General features: G+C 31.8%; 15 protein-coding genes and 1 tRNA gene. 5 read left to right on the top strand and 11 right to left on the bottom strand.

All coding sequences use genetic code 11. The features are described 5' to 3' along the window. Positions 1-14 precede the first annotated feature (14 nt). Positions 15-1,340 carry an exonuclease domain-containing protein gene (locus tag ACP15M_RS05515; RefSeq protein ID WP_425076186.1) on the bottom strand — a complete coding sequence of 442 codons (1,326 nt, stop codon included), beginning with the start codon at positions 1,338-1,340 and terminating at the stop codon, positions 15-17. Further along, entirely contained in the window at positions 1,337-2,110 is a 774-nt protein-coding gene (locus tag ACP15M_RS05510; RefSeq protein WP_425076185.1) for an XRE family transcriptional regulator, read from the bottom strand. The genes ACP15M_RS05515 and ACP15M_RS05510 overlap by 4 nt, the downstream gene beginning before the upstream one ends. Positions 2,111-2,162: 52 nt before the next feature. On the opposite strand from ACP15M_RS05510, the gene dinB reads away from it, so the two are divergent. Genes dinB through ACP15M_RS05495 form a run of 3 tightly spaced genes read left to right on the top strand, consistent with a single transcriptional unit; the run spans position 2,163 to position 7,100 of the window. After that, positions 2,163-3,377 carry a DNA polymerase IV gene (gene dinB, locus ACP15M_RS05505; protein ID WP_425076184.1) on the top strand — a complete coding sequence of 405 codons (1,215 nt, stop codon included), beginning with the start codon at positions 2,163-2,165 and terminating at the stop codon, positions 3,375-3,377. After that, positions 3,377-6,334, top strand: coding sequence for a DNA polymerase III subunit alpha (locus tag ACP15M_RS05500; RefSeq protein WP_425076183.1), 2,958 nt, complete (start codon positions 3,377-3,379; stop codon positions 6,332-6,334). The genes dinB and ACP15M_RS05500 overlap by 1 nt, the downstream gene beginning before the upstream one ends. Positions 6,335-6,365: 31 nt before the next feature. Beyond that, a complete protein-coding gene (locus ACP15M_RS05495) occupies positions 6,366-7,100 on the top strand; it encodes an SOS response-associated peptidase (RefSeq protein WP_425076182.1) in 735 nt (244 codons plus the stop codon). 430 nt (positions 7,101-7,530) lie between these two features. Here ACP15M_RS05495 and ACP15M_RS05490 read toward each other — a convergent pair whose 3' ends face one another. The 7 genes from ACP15M_RS05490 to ACP15M_RS05460 all read right to left on the bottom strand — a co-directional run bounded on the left by ACP15M_RS05490 (position 7,531) and on the right by ACP15M_RS05460 (position 12,275). Then, positions 7,531-8,682 (bottom strand): primase-helicase family protein, encoded by a 1,152-nt coding sequence (locus ACP15M_RS05490; RefSeq protein ID WP_425076181.1) that lies wholly within the window; start codon positions 8,680-8,682, stop codon positions 7,531-7,533. 40 nt (positions 8,683-8,722) lie between these two features. Beyond that, a complete protein-coding gene (locus ACP15M_RS05485) occupies positions 8,723-8,893 on the bottom strand; it encodes a hypothetical protein (protein WP_425076180.1) in 171 nt (56 codons plus the stop codon). Between the two features lie 4 nt (positions 8,894-8,897). Then, a complete protein-coding gene (locus ACP15M_RS05480) occupies positions 8,898-9,182 on the bottom strand; it encodes a helix-turn-helix domain-containing protein (protein WP_425076179.1) in 285 nt (94 codons plus the stop codon). 125 nt (positions 9,183-9,307) lie between these two features. Continuing rightward, the gene (locus tag ACP15M_RS05475; RefSeq protein ID WP_425076178.1) at positions 9,308-10,237 is read right to left on the bottom strand and encodes a hypothetical protein; all 930 of its coding nucleotides are present in this window, start codon (positions 10,235-10,237) and stop codon (positions 9,308-9,310) included. A gap of 89 nt (positions 10,238-10,326) precedes the next feature. Then, a tRNA-Ser gene (locus tag ACP15M_RS05470) sits at positions 10,327-10,414 on the bottom strand. Between the two features lie 59 nt (positions 10,415-10,473). Further along, on the bottom strand, positions 10,474-11,505 hold the full coding sequence (locus tag ACP15M_RS05465; RefSeq protein WP_425076177.1) for an asparaginase: 1,032 nt from the start codon (positions 11,503-11,505) through the stop codon (positions 10,474-10,476). Positions 11,506-11,507: 2 nt separating this feature from the next. After that, positions 11,508-12,275, bottom strand: coding sequence for a TatD family hydrolase (locus ACP15M_RS05460; RefSeq protein ID WP_425076176.1), 768 nt, complete (start codon positions 12,273-12,275; stop codon positions 11,508-11,510). Positions 12,276-12,326: 51 nt separating this feature from the next. On the opposite strand from ACP15M_RS05460, the gene ACP15M_RS05455 reads away from it, so the two are divergent. Together ACP15M_RS05455 and ACP15M_RS05450 are read left to right on the top strand one after the other, a co-directional pair. After that, positions 12,327-12,767, top strand: a complete 441-nt coding sequence (locus ACP15M_RS05455) for a retropepsin-like aspartic protease (RefSeq protein ID WP_425076175.1) — start codon at positions 12,327-12,329, stop codon at positions 12,765-12,767. A 43-nt stretch (positions 12,768-12,810) separates the two neighbouring features. Beyond that, a complete protein-coding gene (locus tag ACP15M_RS05450) occupies positions 12,811-13,446 on the top strand; it encodes a response regulator (RefSeq protein ID WP_425076174.1) in 636 nt (211 codons plus the stop codon). A 706-nt stretch (positions 13,447-14,152) separates the two neighbouring features. Here the strand turns inward: ACP15M_RS05450 and odhB are convergent. Both odhB and ACP15M_RS05440 read right to left on the bottom strand, forming a co-directional pair. After that, complete coding sequence (gene odhB, locus ACP15M_RS05445) at positions 14,153-15,367, bottom strand: 2-oxoglutarate dehydrogenase complex dihydrolipoyllysine-residue succinyltransferase (protein WP_425076173.1); 1,215 nt, start codon at positions 15,365-15,367, stop codon at positions 14,153-14,155. A gap of 75 nt (positions 15,368-15,442) precedes the next feature. Then, positions 15,443-18,205 carry a 2-oxoglutarate dehydrogenase E1 component gene (locus ACP15M_RS05440; RefSeq protein WP_425076172.1) on the bottom strand — a complete coding sequence of 921 codons (2,763 nt, stop codon included), beginning with the start codon at positions 18,203-18,205 and terminating at the stop codon, positions 15,443-15,445. Positions 18,206-18,292 lie beyond the last annotated feature (87 nt).

Here is an 18,292-nt window from a genome sequence, read left to right as displayed (position 1 = left end):
CATATTTTGTCTACTTATATTGTTCTCAATATTCTTTGAACATCTAAACTATCTTTTTGAGGAATCAAAAAATTCTCCAGCTCATCCTCAGAACTAATCTGTTCAGTATTCTTAATAAACCCATAGCCTAAATAAGTGCCATTTTTAATAAGAATAAAAGCGTCTTCATCTTTGGTTCTTCCTTTTTCTTTTATGACTTTAGATTGTGTATTATTTTGAATGGTATCAATAGCTTTATAAACACGTCGATTGTATTCTGCTACGGTTTCTAAATCACCACAAATACCTTTACAGGTTTTAATTTTATAATGTGAGCATTGTGCAACACCTTCTTGTAAATGACAGTACTTAGGGCATAAATCATATTGTAAACATAGAGTTTCTAAAAATGATCTGCATTCTCTAAAACTTTGAAGTATTTTAATTGGATTCGGACATGATTTTAAAGTATTAAAAGCTAAATGGGTGATACCATTTCTATCTTCATAACTAAATATGCCATAGTTTTTTGGAGTACGTTTAGCTTGTTGGTTGAATTTAGGATAATGATGTTTAATGGCAGCATCTTCCATAAGTAATGCTATGAGTTCACTGCCAGATAATTCAAAGTCAATGTCTCTTGTTTCTCGGCACATATCAAGAGACTTTTTAGTTTTACTGTAAAAGTGGCTAATGACTCTTTTTTTTAAATCTTTGGCTTTCCCTACATATATTATTTCTCCTTTTTTATCCTTAAAATAATAGATGCCTGGACTATTAGGTATAGCATTAAAAACAGAAGTTGGAAGATGTGAAGGTAGTGTGGCTTCTTTAGATGATTTCTTCAAAAAACTACTGAATACAGCTTCTGAATCTTTTTGATTTAGTAGCATCTCAAAAAGTACAACTGTTGCTTCAGCATCACCTTTTGCTCTATGCCTGTCTGTAATCTCAATTTCTAAATCATTGCATAACTTTCCTAAACTATATGACCTGTGACCTTGTAATAACTTTCTTGAAAGTCTTATAGTACATAGTTTTCTTCGTCTGAAATCAATATCAATCAGTTTATACTCATTGCGTATCACATTGTAATCGAAGTTTACATTATGTGCAACAAAAATGGTGTCTTGAGTAATAGTTAAAATGTCTTCTGCAATCTCTTTAAAAGTAGGTGCGTTAGCAACCATAAAATTATCAATTCCTGTAAGAGCTGTAATGTAATCTGGAATAAGCATTTCAGGGTTTACTAAACTTGTAAACTCATCTATGATTTGCTTTCCATCATATTTAAAAATGGATATTTCAGTTACTCTGTTACTGTGACCTGTTGTTTCAACATCTATTATGCAATACATCATTTTAAATGCTTTTCTAAGGCTTTAAGTTCTACACCTAAATCGTTGAACATATTTAAAATGCTACTGATTTTTAGTTCTTCTTCACTGTATTCTTGAGTGTTGATACTACATGTAAACTCCCAAACTTCCAACACTTCATCCATTGGCACACTATAGCCATTATAAATCTTATTGTCAGAAATTAAAAATAATGAATTATTCAAATCGATATTATTGATGACACGCTTGTAAACCATCCCATCATTTAAAGTTACAAGCACATAAGTTTTGCCTGTTTTGATGTCTTGTCTGTCCTCAATGAATCGACCAATAACAAATGAACCATCTTTCATGGGTAACATTGAGTCCCCTTTAATTGGAAATGCACGATGTTTTCCCGTTGGTAAGAATGGTAATTTGATTTTTTGAAGCTGCTCAATATATTCAGGGTCATCATATCCTGCTAAATATCCAGCTGACGCTTTAACAGGTACGACTTCAATTAAATTCTCATCATCGCTATCAACTGTAATTGGAAATAATACACGTTGATTACCAATTTCTATAAATGAAGAATCTTTAGATTTAGTTAAATCATTACGTAAAAGAATATCAATTGGAATTTTAAAATAATCCGAAAGCTTAATTAGCACTTCAATTGTTGGAGAAGAACGATTCTCTTCATAAGAGCCAATTCTTGAACGAGTTATATTAAGTTCTTCAGCAAGTGCTTCTTGAGATAACTTTTTAAGAGATCTCAAATGCTTTATGTTTTTTGCTACAATTTTCATAATACTACAAATATAAGCAATAATTACTAAAATATGTAGCTAATTTTGTAATATGGAAAAGCAAATATTACATCTTGATTTAGATACATTTTTTGTGTCTTGTGAACGACTGATAGATAGTCGTTTACAAAACAGACCATTATTGGTTGGTGGAACAGGAGACAGAGGTGTTGTTGCAGCATGTAGTTATGAAACACGTCCTTTTGGAGTTCATTCTGGAATGTCTATGAAAGTTGCAAGACGCTTATGTCCTGAAGCTGTTGTGATACGAGGTAATTCTTCTATTTATACAAAGTATTCACATTTGGTGACTGAAATAGTCAAAGAAAAAGTGCCTGTTTTTGAGAAGGCAAGTGTTGATGAGTTTTATGCTGATTTATCTGGAATGGATAAATTTTATGGCTGTTATAAATATGCTTCGGAAATGAGGCAGAAGATTATTAAGGAATGTGGTTTGCCTATTTCATTTGGTTTATCAGCTAATAAAATTGTGTCTAAAGTTGCAACAGGTGAAGCAAAACCCAATAATCAATTAAAAATAGATTCAGGATTTGAAAAGGACTTTTTAGCACCTTTATCAATTCGGAAAATACCTTCTGTAGGAGAAAAAACCTATCAGGTATTACGCAATTTAGGAATTGATAAAGTTAGTGTTATTCAGCAAATGCCATTAGAAATGATGGTGAGTGCATTGGGTGTTAATGGTAGAACCATTTGGAAACGAGCTCATGGAATTGACAATCCTCCTTTAGTGCCTTTTTATGAACGCAAATCCATTTCAACAGAGCGAACATTCAATAAGGACACCATTGATATGACGAAGTTGCGGACAACCATTTTTGCGATGGCTGAAAACTTAGCATTTCAATTAAGACGTGGCGACAAATTAGCAGGGACAATCAGTGTTAAGATTCGTTATTCGGATTTCAATACGTATAACAAGCAAGTTAAAATACCATATTCAAGCGCAGACCATGTCATTATACCAAAGGTTATAGAGTTGTTTGAAAAACTATATGAGCGTCGATTATTAATTCGATTAGTTGGTGTTAAGATTAGTGACATCGTTAGTGGTAATTATCAGATTAACATGTTTGATGATACTGAGGAAATGCTAAGTCTCTACAACGCTATGGATACCATACGAGGTCGCTATGGTGAATTGAGTGTTATGAGAGCATCTTCAATGGGAGCAAAAACTATTGGTCGATTTCAGAATCCGTTTAATGGTGAACCACCAACTTTATTAGCACATAGAAAACAATAATGTACCTCAATTGCCATACATATTATTCTTTACGTTATGGAACATTTTCCGAAATAGAACTTTTGGAACTTGCTAAGGAGAATAATGTTGACTGTCTTGCTTTAACTGATATCAATAATACGTCTGCATGTCTAAATTTTATTAGAAAAACCAAAGAGTTTAATATTAAACCTATAGTTGGTATCGACTTTAGAAATGGCTCAAAACAGTTGTATGTCGGAATAGCAAAAAATAATGAAGGCTTTAAGGAATTAAATGTCTTTTTATCATATCATTCTGAACAGAAGAAACTCTTGCCAGAATTAGCTCCAGTACTTGAGAACTCTTATATCATTTATCCTTTTGAACATGTGCTACAATTAGAAAAGAATACATTTTCAGAAAATGAATTTATTGGTGTTTCTATTGAAGAGCTAAGAAAATTGAAATTTTCAAAACTTAAAACCTATTCAGATAAATTAGTTGTGCTTCAAACGGTTACTGTAAGATCTAAAAAAGATTTTAATGCACATCGATTATTAAGAGCTATTGATAAAAACACACTACTTAGTAAACTCGACACATCTGAAGAGTGTAAACAATCAGATAGAATGTTTCCTTTGGATGATTTAAAATTAGCCTTTGAAGACTTTCCTCATATTTTGGAGAATACATCTCGAATTTTAGAAGATTGCCATATAGATTTCAGTTTCGGAAATGAAAGGACATCTCAAAACTTAAAATTATATACAGGCTCTTTTGAAAATGATTACAAGCTCTTAGAAAGATTGTGTTTTGATAATCTCAACAGAAGATATTCAGAGCCAAATGAAAAAGTAATAAATCGTTTAAAAACCGAACTAAAAGCAATAAAGGAGTTAGACTTTGTTTCCTTTTTTTTAATCAATTACGACATCGTCTCTTATGCTAAAAGTAAAGGTTATTTTCATGTTGGTCGTGGTAGTGGAGCAAACAGTATTGTTGCTTATATTATTGGAATAACTGATGTTGACCCTATTGAATTAGACCTCTATTTTGAACGTTTTATAAATCCGTTTAGAGCGTCACCACCTGATTTTGATATTGATTTCTCTTGGAAAGATAGAGACGATGTGACTGAATATATATTCAGAAGATTCCCTCATACTGCATTATTAGCAACATACAATACCTTTAAGTATAGAGCTGTGGTGAGAGAATTAGGTAAAGTGTTTGGTTTGCCGAAAGAAGAAATAGATAAGTTAAGCAAAGGTAATTTTAGTGTATCTCAATTAGATAATATTTCAAAATTGGTATTACGATATGGTAAGTTAATAGAAGGCTTTCCGAATCACCTAAGTGTACATTCAGCAGGTGTTTTAATATTAGATAAACCTGTACATTATTATTCAGCAACAGATTTACCACCTAAAGGATTTTCAACAGTTCAGTTCGATATGATTATTGCTGAAGATGTTGGGATATTTAAGTTTGATATTTTAGGTCAACGAGGTTTGGCTAAGATTAAAGATGCCTTAGAAATTATAAAACAAAATAGACCTGACGAGCCACCAATTGATATTACTAATGTTGAAGCATTTAAAAAAGATAAACGGATTAATAATCTTTTGAAAACTGGTGGTGCAATTGGAGCTTACTATGTTGAATCACCAGCTATGCGTGGTTTAATGCAACAATTACAAACACAGGATTATATAGGCTTGGTTGCTGCAAGTTCAATCATAAGACCAGGTGTATCAGGATCAGGAATGAAAGATGAATTTATTAAACGCCATCGCTTTCCTGAGAACAGAAAAAATGCGCATCCTATTTTGATGAAAATCATGCCTGATACTTATGGAGTAATGGTTTATCAAGAGGACGTTTTAAAGGTTGCTAATCAATTTGCAGATTTAACGCTTGGAGAAGCTGATGTATTGCGTCGTGGAATGAGTGGTAAGTTTCGTTCAAGGAAAGAGTTTGAAGACGTAGAACAAAAGTTTATTTCTAATTGTAAAGCAAAAGGTTATAATAATGATTTGATATTTGAGGTGTGGAATCAGATTAAGAGCTTTGCTGGTTATGCCTTTGCAAAAGGACATTCAGCTTCCTATGCAGTTGAGAGTTATCAAAGTTTGTTTTTAAAATGCTATTATCCTTTAGAATTTATGACGGCAGTATTGAATAATGGTGGTGGGTTTTATAGCGTAGAACATTATTTACATGAAGCTAAGAAGCAAGGAGCAAGCATTTGTTTGCCTTGCATTAATAATAGTGACCATCCAAATAGGTTGATTGGTAATTCTATTTACTTAGGTTTTGGTTATCTGAAGAATTTAGAAGCTTATACTGTCCAACGCTTACTTTCAGAACGACAATTAAACGGTTATTATAAGTCTTTAGATGATTTTATTGATAGAGTAGTCATAAGTATTGAACAGTTAACCATTTTAATTAGAATTGATGCGTTTAGGTTTACTAATCAAACAAAAACAGAATTGCTATGGCAAGCTATATTTAAACTCAATGCAAATGGCAAGAAGAGTAATCAACCAAAGCTTTTCAAAATTCAGCATAAAGAATTTAAGTTGCCAAAGCTTGACAATAACTGGATTGAAAACGCTTATGATGAAATGGAACTATTAGGATTTCCGCTATGTGATTATTTTCATTTAGTGAATGTTGAAATGAAAAATGGAAAATTAGCAAGTCAGATGAAGGACTTAATTCATAAGGAGATTTTAATTTATGGAAGTTTGGTAACAACACGATTCAATAAAACTTCAAAGGGAAAATTAATGCGTCTAAGTACATTTATAGATTCTAATGGAGATTATTTTGATGCCGTTCATTTTAATGATGTTGTAGATAAATATCTTATTAATGGTTTAGGTGTGTATGCATGCTATGGAAAAATCACCGATAGATATGATTTTTATAGCATGAATGTCGTTTGGAGTAAGAAACTTTCAATTATTCCTGATCCGAGAAATAATTAATCCTTTTTTATTAATTTTAAAAAAAACAAATATGTGCTTTCATACTTCACAAACTAAAAAAGTGACATTTCTTGAAAAGAGATATGATACAGAACTTACTAAAAGTGATGCACGAGAAGCCTATGATATTCCTCGATATCATCTTAATGGATTTGCACATCCAGATATGCTGATAATTCCTCAAGAGGAACCTTCAGCTTTAGCACCAGCGTTATGGGGAATAGTGCCAAATAATAAAAAGCAAGAACAAATAAGAGATTATTACAAAGAAGCTGTTCGTTTTGGTGGAGGACTGAATGCGCAATCTGAAAAACTATTTGAGCATTTTATATATAAACATTCAGCACTAACAAGACGTTGTATTGTTCCTGTTTCAGGTTTTTTTGAACCCCATGAGCATAAAAGTAAAAAGTACCCTTTTCATTTCAAGCATAAAGAAGATGATGTGTTATCACTTGCTGGTCTTTACACATTAATTGATAATGTTGTTACGTTTACTATCCTAACAAAAAAAGCATCACCATTATTTGCTAAAATTCACAATAAGAAAAATAGACAACCTGTGATTTTACAAAAAGATTTTGAACAAGATTGGCTAAAAGATGATTTAAATGAAAATGGAATAACAGAATTGATTAACCTCAATTTTAAGGAAGAAGACTTACTGACTTATCCTGTTAGTCGAGATTTATTTAGTCCCAAAGTTAATAGTGATGTTGAAACTATAACTGAAAAAGTTGAATATTCTGAATTAGATTCTTTTTAATACAATCTTAAGCTTATGTTTTACGAAGCTTTTAATAATTTGATTACAAGTGTTATCATATTTCTAACCATTGCCTAACTATTGGCTAACCATTGCAAAACCATTGCAAAACCATTGCCAAATCATTGCCTGACCATTGCTAAACCATAAATTTTGAAAACAGTTGTTATCAAAATGAATCGTTTTGTACTCAAAAACTAATAAAATCAACAAGCATTACTATAAATTATAATTTTGAGTTGACTTGTTGAATTTCTATTTTTTTTCAAGTAAAACAATAGGTAAGAGGACTACTTGGAGTCAACAAGTGCTCAACAGAATTAATTTTGCTTAACATATATATGTTGACCATTTGTTGAATTGTTGTTGTTCCTATTAATCCTTTTGGAAACGATTAACAGAAACAACTAATCAACAGCTCAACTCATTTCTATTCCAGAAAGTTTTCTTTTTCAAATACAAAGTATCTACCCTTATTATTTGTTTTGCTAACACTATGTTTATTGTCAATTTGACTTTGGGTTAAGTAGTATTTCGGATATGAGCCATTCTTGCTTTCTAAATTAAAATGTTTTTTCAAAATGTCAGTTATTTGGAATGCAGTAGCTCGAATATTATTAGCGGTCAATTTTTCAACTAAATCGCCTGATGTGTATTTTAGTTCGTCAACTTCAAATTTTATAAAATCATCGATTAAAATTTGCTCAATCTCTTTGTGAAGAAAAGTCCTATTTCCATTAACTAAACGAGATAATGCTTCAGTATAAACCTGAGTTTTGGTAAACCACATTCTGCTTTTGCGTTTGGTTTTAATCTTTCGTGAATTTATAAAGTATATAAAATGTCCAAGTTCCTTATTTAATTCTGAAAGTAAATCAGGGTTTTCATTATCATCATCAATGCTTTCTATTTTTCTAACCCAATAACGAATTTCATCTTTATCAACTTGAATAAAATTAGTTTCATTATTAGAGCATAAAATGAATTTACCAAAAAAGTAAGATTCTAATTTATCTACACCCTTAGATTCTGTTTTATAGGAGGATGCGGTAGAAAGGTTTTTTATTCGTTCACTATCTTCTCGTTTATCCAATAAAACTTCATCTACTGCGACAATTAATTTAGCTGACCAATCAGAGTTAAAGCGACTTCTAAAATCTTCGTTTTTATTGATTGTCATATTTCCTTGAAAAATCAATTTAAGCCAATTAAGAAAAGTTGTCTTACCCGTTTTACGTTCCTCACTTACAAGACATAAAATTGGTAGAATCTGTGTGGGATTCTGCCATAGAATTGTTATGTAGTCTAAACCTAAATCATATTGTTCTCCAAAAATGTGTTTTAGGAATGATAAAGTTTTAGGAAACTCACCAGCTTTGAGTTTATGAGTTAATGGTTCGTATTGATTGTAAAACCCATCAATGGTTAGTTGGTAGTTTTTATGTGATGGAATTAAACAAAATCCATCATAACGTTCCACCTTATCGAGGGCATTTTTTCCTTCATCAGTAATTATTTCACTTTTTTTCCATTTTAAAAGCGTATTGATTTTGTCTCCACTGTGCAATGGACGTTGTGCCATTTTAAAGTAATCCGTTCCAATTCTTATATATTGACTCACCCTAATTTAATTTTATGGTTAAATGTCCTGTGTTATGTGGTTTCGTGTCATCAAGAATGTATTTCACATTAACCACATTCATTTCTGGGTCACACTTTTTCAGGATTTTAATTTCATCCAATGTGCTATTTATAAGGAGCTTCTTAAAAGCCACTTTTGCTGCTTTTTCCATAAGATTATTTTACAGGAGTTAAACATTCAATAAGTTCTGTTCGTTTATAATAACGTCTGTTCGAAATTCCGTAAGCTTTCACTTTTCCTTTGTTCGTCCATGCCCAAAGTGTACTTGAATCTATTTTAAGAAGTTCGCAGGCTTCCGTTCTTGTAAGCAATTCTGTTTGGTCTTCTTTGTTGAGTAGTTTTCGACTTAGGTCGTCGAGTTGGGTTTTCAGTCCTTGATTAATTAAACTTGTGAGTTCATTTAAGCTTACGCCTTGAAGAATAATATTTTCTTTTTGCATCCATTATTGTTTTTGGGTTAATAATGGTGCTAAGATTCTACAAGTTCGAAGTTTTCTTGTATCTGCTTTTTACCTTTTTGGGTATGTTTTTCCAAAAAAACTAAAAACTTGTCCGTTCTAATGAACTAACTTTTTGAATATAAGCGAAGTCGCTTTTTTGTAGGATTGTGATTATTTGTCTTTTCGATATGTAAATCATAAGTTTTTGAGAGCCATAATAGAAAATCAGCCTGTTTAACCGTTGAATGAATTAATGAGTCTTTTTTCATTTGTTCAAAAATAAATTTCATATCCGTTCTACTTTTGTCAGTTATAACGAAACTATCTAAGCAACTTTCGAATTTAACTATTGCATCATTTTTAAAGATGTGATTGTGTAACTCTTTATTTTTGATGGTGTGAATTTGGTTAATATTATCATCAAATGCTTCGACTGGTATAAGAAATTCTAGGTTTTCTAAATTTAAATTTTGGAATTCAATGAACATTTCAAGGTGATTGTATAAATAGTTGTCTGGATTGTAAATTGCATAATCATCTCTAAAAACTTTTGTAAGCACGTTTTTACTTAACTCAGGAAATAATATTTCCAATGCATTTGAAATTTTTTTGCATAATAGGGCGATACTCTCTAAATAAAGAAAATGATGGGTTTCTTCATTAAGAATAACGTCTTTATAAGAGTTGCTGAAATGGTTTTCTACATAATTGGAATCCACCCTAAAAATGTGAAAATCTAAAACTACCCCATATTTATATTCACAAATAAAATCAGATTCTAAACTAATATCGTTTTTTCTTTCTACCTTATCTAATTCGATTATATCATTAAATAAATAATTTATTGTTCCACATAAGTTTATGATTTCTCGTAGTAAAAAATCATTTTCAATTTTGTTAAGAGTTAAATATTTAATTAGTTCATCTAAATCTAAAAATTTTGAATTATTCTCTACAAAACAATAAAGATGTGTTACTTTCTTTATTAGTCTTTCGTGAAGAATAATTGATTTTATTTGTCCAAGTTGATTTAATGTTAGGGAAATAGGTTCCATAAGTAAGTTTTTACCGTACACTAATTGTACAAAAATTTTATAAAAAAACCGTAAACACGTGTTTAACAAATGAATACGGATTTTATTCGCAGAGAGGAAGGGATTCGAACCCTCGAAACGCTTTTGACGTTTACACACTTTCCAGGCGTGCGCCTTCGACCACTCGGCCACCTCTCTATTAATGAGCGCAAATAACAGTAATTTTTTTTAAAGCTAAAATTTGAATCGAAAAATTTTTAACTCATTTCGCCACGTAAAGACGTTTCAAAAATGGTTTTAAATGTTTTGATAGAAATGTGTTCTCCTAACATGAACATTAATTTTGCCAATGCAGCTTCTGTAGTAATGTCTTTTCCAGAAATCACACCTATTTGTTTAAGTTGAGAGCTGGTTTCATATTGTCCCATAATTACGCTTCCGCCAGAACATTGTGTCACATTTATAATAGGAATACCATCTTTAATGGTTTGTTTTAACAAGTCAATAAACCAAGTTCGCGTGGTTGTATTTCCTGCGCCATAAGTTTCTATAACAACACCTTTTAGGTTAGGTGTATTTAATATGCTTTTAAGTATGGGTTCAGAAATACCAGGAAATAATTTGATAAGCGCAATATTGGTGTCGAATGATTTATGTACGATTAACTTTTTTCTAATATTAGGTTTAAATAAGTCTTCTTCAGAAATATTTAAATGCACTCCAGATTCTGCTAAATGTGGATAATTTAAAGATTCAAAGGCTTCAAAATGTTCGGCATTAATTTTGGTGGTACGATTTCCTCTGTAGAGTTTGTATTCAAAATATAGTCCGACTTCACGAATAACTGGTTTTTTGTTTTTTTGAAGCGATGCCATTTGTATAGATGTGATTAAATTTTCTTTGGCATCTGTTCGTAAATCTCCAATGGGCAATTGAGATCCTGTAAAAATGATAGGTTTTGCTAAGTTTTCAAACATAAAACTCAAAGCTGAAGCCGAATAACTCATCGTGTCGCTTCCGTGTAACACCACAAAACCATCAAAATTGTAGTATTCGTTTTCAATGATTTCTGCAATTTGAATCCAATACTCAGGATTCATATTACTAGAATCTATTGGCTCATCAAATGACATGGTAGTAATGTCACAATCTAATAATTTTAGTTCTGGAATTCGGTCTAATAAATTTTCAAAATCAAAAGCTTTTAGAGCTCCTGTATCAGGATTTTTTATCATACCAATTGTGCCTCCAGTATAAATTAGTAATATGTTAGGTTGCGAATTGGTCATAGTTATATTCCGAATATATCTTTTGAGTTCTGTGTCGTAATTTCGGCAATTTTTTCTTCGGAAACACTATAAATCTCAGACAATTTTTCCAAAACTTTGAGTATATATACACTTTCATTGCGCTTTCCGCGATACGGTTTTGGTGCGAGATATGGTGAGTCGGTTTCTAAGACAATATGCTTTAAATCAATTTCATTTAAAAACTGGTCGATCTTTCCGTTTTTGAATGTGGCTACACCACCAATTCCCAATTTCATATTATAAGAAATTGCTCTTTGTGCTTGTTCTAAAGTTCCTGTGAAACAATGAAAAATTCCGAAGAGATCATCATCTTTTTCAGTATCTAATACTTCAAAAATTTCATCAAAAGCTTCTCTACAATGAATTACGATAGGTAATTGATATTGTTTTGCTAATTGTATTTGCTGTTTAAATGCTTTTTTTTGAATTTCTAATGTTGAGGTATCCCAATATAAATCAATTCCAATTTCACCAACAGCATAAAACTTGCGTTTAGCCAACATAGTTTCGACATGCTGTAATTCGGTTTTGTAGTTTTCTTTAACTGACGTAGGATGCAATCCCATCATCAAAAACATATAATCTGGATAGTCGGCTTCAAGTTGAAGCATGGCTTCTGTATGACTGGAGTCTATTGCTGGAATAAAAAATCGAGACACATTGCTTTTTAAAGCACGTTCGATCATATCATTTCGATCTTCATTAAAAGCTTCACTGTATAAGTGTGTATGTGTATCTGTAATCATCATGCTGCAAAAATAAATGTTTTATAAGATTATATTTGTAAAAAAGTATAGGATATGGATAGCTTGCAAGATTTTCTTTTAAACAAAGGATATACTAAAATTAAATTACATTTAACTAAGACCAATCATTTTGAAATTATTGCTAAAATCAATGGTCAGAAAGGTCTATTTATTTTAGATACAGGAGCGTCTAGTTCATGTGTTGGATTTGAAGGTGTTGATACTTTTAAGCTTAAAGCAAAAGATAGCGATATAAAAGCTGCTGGAGCAGGTGCAACAGATATGATAACTCAAATTTCTAAAAGTAACAAACTAAAGATTGGAAAATGGAAAAAGGAGAAAGTGGCATTAATTCTCTTTAACTTAACGCATGTAAATACAGCATTAACCAATCATAATTCTAAACCAGTTGATGGTATTATAGGAGCAGATGTACTTAAAAAAGGAAAAGCAGTAATTGATTATGAAAAAAAATATTTATATCTAAAATTGTAAGATTTTATTTATCTTTATAAAAATCCCTCATAATAAATAGCAAATGCCTACATCTATAATCATCGCAGATGATCATCCTTTAATTCTTAAAGGTCTTAAAGATTTTCTTATCGAAAAAGAGTATAATGTTATTGCAAGTGCAAAAAACGGCAAAGAAGCATTTACACTTATTAAAGCACATCAACCAGAAATAGCTATTTTAGACATACAAATGCCTTTTCTAACAGGTTTGCAAGTGGCTAAAAAATGTAAAGAAGAAAATTTAGGCACTAAAATTATCATTATCACTTTTGAAAAAAGCGAAGAGATTTATAAGGAAGCAAAATCACTTGATGTTTATGGATATATACTTAAAGAATTCGCTATTGAAGAAGTGGAACATTGCATCGATAATGTATTACAGAAAAAATCGTATTTCAGTCCAGAACTTATTGAGTATTTAGAAATAAAGCAAATCCCTAAAGAGTTAGAAATACTTACAGAAACCGAATTAAGAGTATTGCAGCTTACAGCAAAAAATAAAACAGCAAAAGAAATTGCAGATATTATAGGTTGTTCTCCTAGAACGATTGAAAAACATAAAAGTCACATTCGATCTAAATTAAAGCTGTCTTCTAATGCTAATAGTATCGCCATTTATGCTAAAGAGCAAGAAGAATTTTTATCAAAATATACGTAGTTCTACGTATTGTTTGGTATTAAATCTTTGACGAAGTTTGTTATGCTATTAATTCTTTAGGGAGAGTTATTTTACAAAAAGCCTTGGATTGTCATTGATTCAAGGTTTTTTTATTGAAAAAAATATAAAATATACGTAGTTCTACGTATTGTGTGACATTCGTTTTATTCCGAAGTTTGTAATGCTATTAATCAATTTTCCTTTTGAAATAAAGGATAAAGGCTCTAGGTTTTAGGACTTAGAGCTTTTTTTTATAGATTTCAAATTTTGTTAATATTTAAATGTTTGATTTTGAGCTATTTAAAGTACAAACGATAAAATATACGTAGTTCTACGTATTGTGCTGTGTTGATTAATTGACGAGTTTTACACCATGTTATTTGTATAGGGATTATGAATAGCAGCTAATTAATCTTAATTAACAAGATAATTAGTTATTAGGGTGTAAAGTTCTGGGATATATTATCCCAGAGCTTTATCAAAAAAACAAAAACATTTTCAACAATGGATACAATGAAACACAAAACAAGTCTAACCAACAAACTATTTATAGCAGGCTTAATTATAAGTGCTGTTGTAATTATTACAGTAAATATTCTTGTTAATTTTTATTAGTTATTAGTTAGTTATTTTTATTAGGGAGAAAAAGCGCATTCCAAATCTTAGGAATGCGCTTTTTCAGTATATAAAGTATATGTGTTTTAGCTTACATTTCTAAAGCCTTTTTTATATTATTATCCATTAATAACTCTGCTGGATTTTCAAGGGCTTCTTTAACAGCTACTAAAAATCCTACAGACTCTCTACCATCAATAATTCTGTGGTCATAAGATAATGCCACAAACATAATAGGTCTAATTTCTACTTTACCATCTATAGCTACTGGTCGTTCTACGATGTTGTGCATTCCTAAAATACCACTTTGAGGAGGGTTTATAATAGGTGTAGATAACATGCTTCCAAATACTCCACCATTAGAGATGGTGAATGTTCCACCTGTCATTTCATCAACAGTTATTTGTCCGTCACGAGCTCTAATTGCTAAACGTTTTACTTCGGCTTCTACGCCTCTAAAACTTAGGTTTTCAGCATTTCTAATTACAGGAACCATTAATCCTTTTGGGCCAGAAACAGCAATACTAATATCACAGAAGTCGTAAGAAATCATTTCCTTTCCGTCGATCATAGAATTAACAGCAGGATACATTTTTAATGCACGAACTACAGCTAGTGTAAAGAAACTCATAAAACCTAGGCTAACACCATGTTTAGCTTTAAAGTCTTCCTTGTATTGATTACGTAATTCAAATATTGGAGACATATCAACTTCGTTGAATGTCGTTAACATGGCTGTCGTGTTTTTGGCTTCTACTAATCGTTCAGCAACTTTACGACGTAGCATCGACATTTTACTTCTTGATGATCCTCTGTTGCCACCTGTTGGTGTTCCCATAGATGGAACAGATTTTACAGCATCTTCTTTTGTGATACGACCATCTTTTCCAGTACCAGAAACTGAAGATGCATCTATTTCTTTTTCTGCTAAAATCTTTTTTGCAGCTGGACTTGCAGTTCCAGTAGCATATGTTTCGGCAGATTTTTCAACTACATTAGAAGTGACAGTTTCTGATTTTTTAACTTCTGCTTTAGTAGCAGTATCGTCAGTTCCGCCTTCAGGTTTTTCTGCGCTAGTATCTATTAAGCAGACTACAGCTCCAACTTCAACAGCATCGCCTTCTTCGGCTTTAAGGGTTATAGTCCCACTCGCTTCAGCAGGCAGTTCTAGAGTAGCTTTGTCACTATCAACTTCTGCTATGGCTTGATCTTTTTCAACATAATCTCCATCTTGAACTAACCATTCTGCAATTTCTACTTCTGTGATTGATTCTCCTGGAGAAGGAACTTTCATTTCTAAAATCATCGTTCTGTAATTTTATTTTAAGCGTTTATTTTATTTATTATCTCAATTTCTTTAACACAAAGAAACTTAAATTATCTATCGTTGGTTGTTTTTTGTTTTATCAAAAACGTAATCTATCACTTCTTGATGACGTTTTTTAGAGCGTACACCGCTTCCAGCTGCTGGAGCTCCATAAGGTCTTCGTGTCGCTGCTCTAAATGATTTAGCTTCATCTAAATGCATCAAGATATGACTGTATGCTCCCATATTTCGTGGTTCTTCTTGAGCCCAAACAATATCATCGGCATTTTTATATTTAGTTATAACATCTTTGATTTGTTGCTCTGGTAGAGGGAATAATTGTTCTACTCTTACTAAAGCAATATCGTCACGATTTAAGTTTTCACGTTCTTCTAACAAATCATAATAAAACTTACCAGTAACAAACACCAAAGTTTTTACTTTATTGGCTTTTGCGACGTTATCATCAATGACCATTTGGAAACTTCCATTGGCAAACTCATCAACAGAAGACACAACTAAAGGATGACGCAATAAACTTTTAGGTGTAAATACAATAAGAGGTTTTCTAAATTCGGCTTTCATCTGTTTACGTAACAAATGATACATGTTTGCAGGAGTTGTACAGTCCATAACATACATGTTGTCTTTGGCACATAATTGCAAATAACGTTCCATACGACCTGAAGAGTGCTCAGCTCCTTGTCCTTCGTAACCATGAGGTAATAACATTACCAATCCGTTTTGAAGTTTCCATTTATCTTCGGCTGCTGAAATGTATTGATCGAGCATAATTTGTGCTCCATTACTAAAATCGCCAAATTGTGCTTCCCAAATGGTAAGGGTTTTTGGGCTAGCCATTGCATAGCCATAATCGAAACCAACAACACCATATTCTGAAAGTAATGAATTATAGATAAAGAATTTACCTTGTTTATCACTAATTTGATTTAACAATAAGATTTCTTCTTCACTATCTTCAACCTTCACAACAGCATGTCTATGTGAAAATGTACCACGTTCGACATCTTGTCCAGAAATACGAACATCATATCCTTCTTCTAGCAAGGTTCCATAAGCTAAATGCTCTGCCATTGCCCAATCTAATTTGTTGTCATCAAACATTTTTTGACGCGATTGAACAAGACGTTCTATTTTACGAATGAATTTTTTATCTTTAGGTAAATTTGAAATCACTTTAGTAATCTTAGCTAAACCTTCTTTTGGGTATGTTGTATCAATAGGTTGCATCATTTTATCTTCAACAACCGTTTGATAATTTACCCATTCATCTTCCATAAAAGGAGTGATGATTGTTTTATCTATTTTTCTAGAGTCTTCTAATTTAACCTCTAATTTGTCTTTGTATTCTTTTTCAAGTTTAGCCACATAATCATTATCTATAACACCTTCAGCTACTAGCTTTGCTGCATAAATATCTCTAGGATTTTGATGTTTAGAGATGGCTTTGTATAGTTTTGGTTGAGTAAAACGTGGTTCGTCACCTTCGTTATGACCATATTTTCTATAACCTAATAAATCAATAAACACATCACGCTTAAACTTCATTCTAAAATGAAGTGCAAATAACATCGCATGTACTACAGCTTCAGCATCATCAGCATTAACATGCATAACAGGTGATAATGTAACTTTACCAACATCTGTACAATAGGTGCTTGAACGACCATCGAGATAGTTAGTTGTAAATCCAATTTGATTATTGACTACAATATGGATTGTTCCGTTGGTTTTATAACCATCTAATTGTGCCATTTGTACCACTTCGTAAACCAAGCCTTGACCAGAGATTGCAGCATCACCATGAACTACAATTGGTAACACTTGAGAAGGGTTGTCACTATATTTATCATCTTGTTTTGCTCGAGCAATCCCTTCAACTACAGCACCAACAGTTTCTAAATGCGAAGGGTTTGGAGCAATGTTTAAATTAATTTGTTTTCCGCCATCAGTCACACGATTGCTCGTCCAACCTAAATGGTATTTTACGTCACCATCAAATACTTCTTGTTCATAATCTTTACCGTCAAATTCACTAAAAATATCTTTAGCAGATTTTCCAAAGATATTTGTTAAGGTGCTCAAACGGCCACGATGTGCCATTCCCATAACAAACTCTTTGACTCCATAATTTGCAGCACTTTCTATAAGCGTGTCAAGAGCAGGAATCAACGATTCGTTACCTTCTAATGAAAATCGTTTCTGACCAACATATTTGGTGTGTAAAAAACTTTCAAATGAAACAGCTTCGTTTAATTTTTTTAAGATATATTTTTTTTCTTCAGCAGAAAACTGAGGTTGATTGTCATTAATATTAAGTTTATTTTGAATCCACTGAATTTCTTCAGGTTTTCTAATGTACATGTATTCAATACCAATGGAATCACAATAAATTTTTTCTAAATGATCAACAATACTTTGTAATGTTGCTTTCCCAAGCCCTAAAATTTCTCCAGCAGAAAACTCTGTACTCAAATCATTTTGTGAAAGTCCAAAATTTTCTATTTCTAAGGTTGGAGCATATTTTCTTCTGGCACGAACAGGATTGGTTTTTGTAAATAAATGACCTCTATTTCTATAGCCATCAATCAATTTTACGACTTGAAATTCTTTGGTTAGATTTTCAGAAATATGATCACAAGAAGAATCTTCAGCTGTATTTTGGTCTACTAATCCATAACTTTCGCTTCCAAAATCATAGCCTTGAAAAAAGGCTTTCCAACTAGGCTCAACAGAATCAGGATTTGATAGGTATTGTTCGTATAAATCAGCAAAGTATGCTGTATGTGCTGCGTTTAAAAAGGAATATTTATCCATTATTAGGTATAAGTCGTTTTCGCTTCAACAAAATTTAGTCAAAAATACAACATTTACTAAAAATAGGTGCGTTTTTGGTATATTTAT

The organism is Psychroserpens sp. S379A (genome assembly GCF_049800755.1).
In the GTDB taxonomy this organism is placed as follows: Bacteria; Bacteroidota; Bacteroidia; order Flavobacteriales; family Flavobacteriaceae; genus Psychroserpens.
Note: the sequence above shows the minus strand (reverse complement) of the source record. Positions and strands in the feature narration are given on the sequence as shown.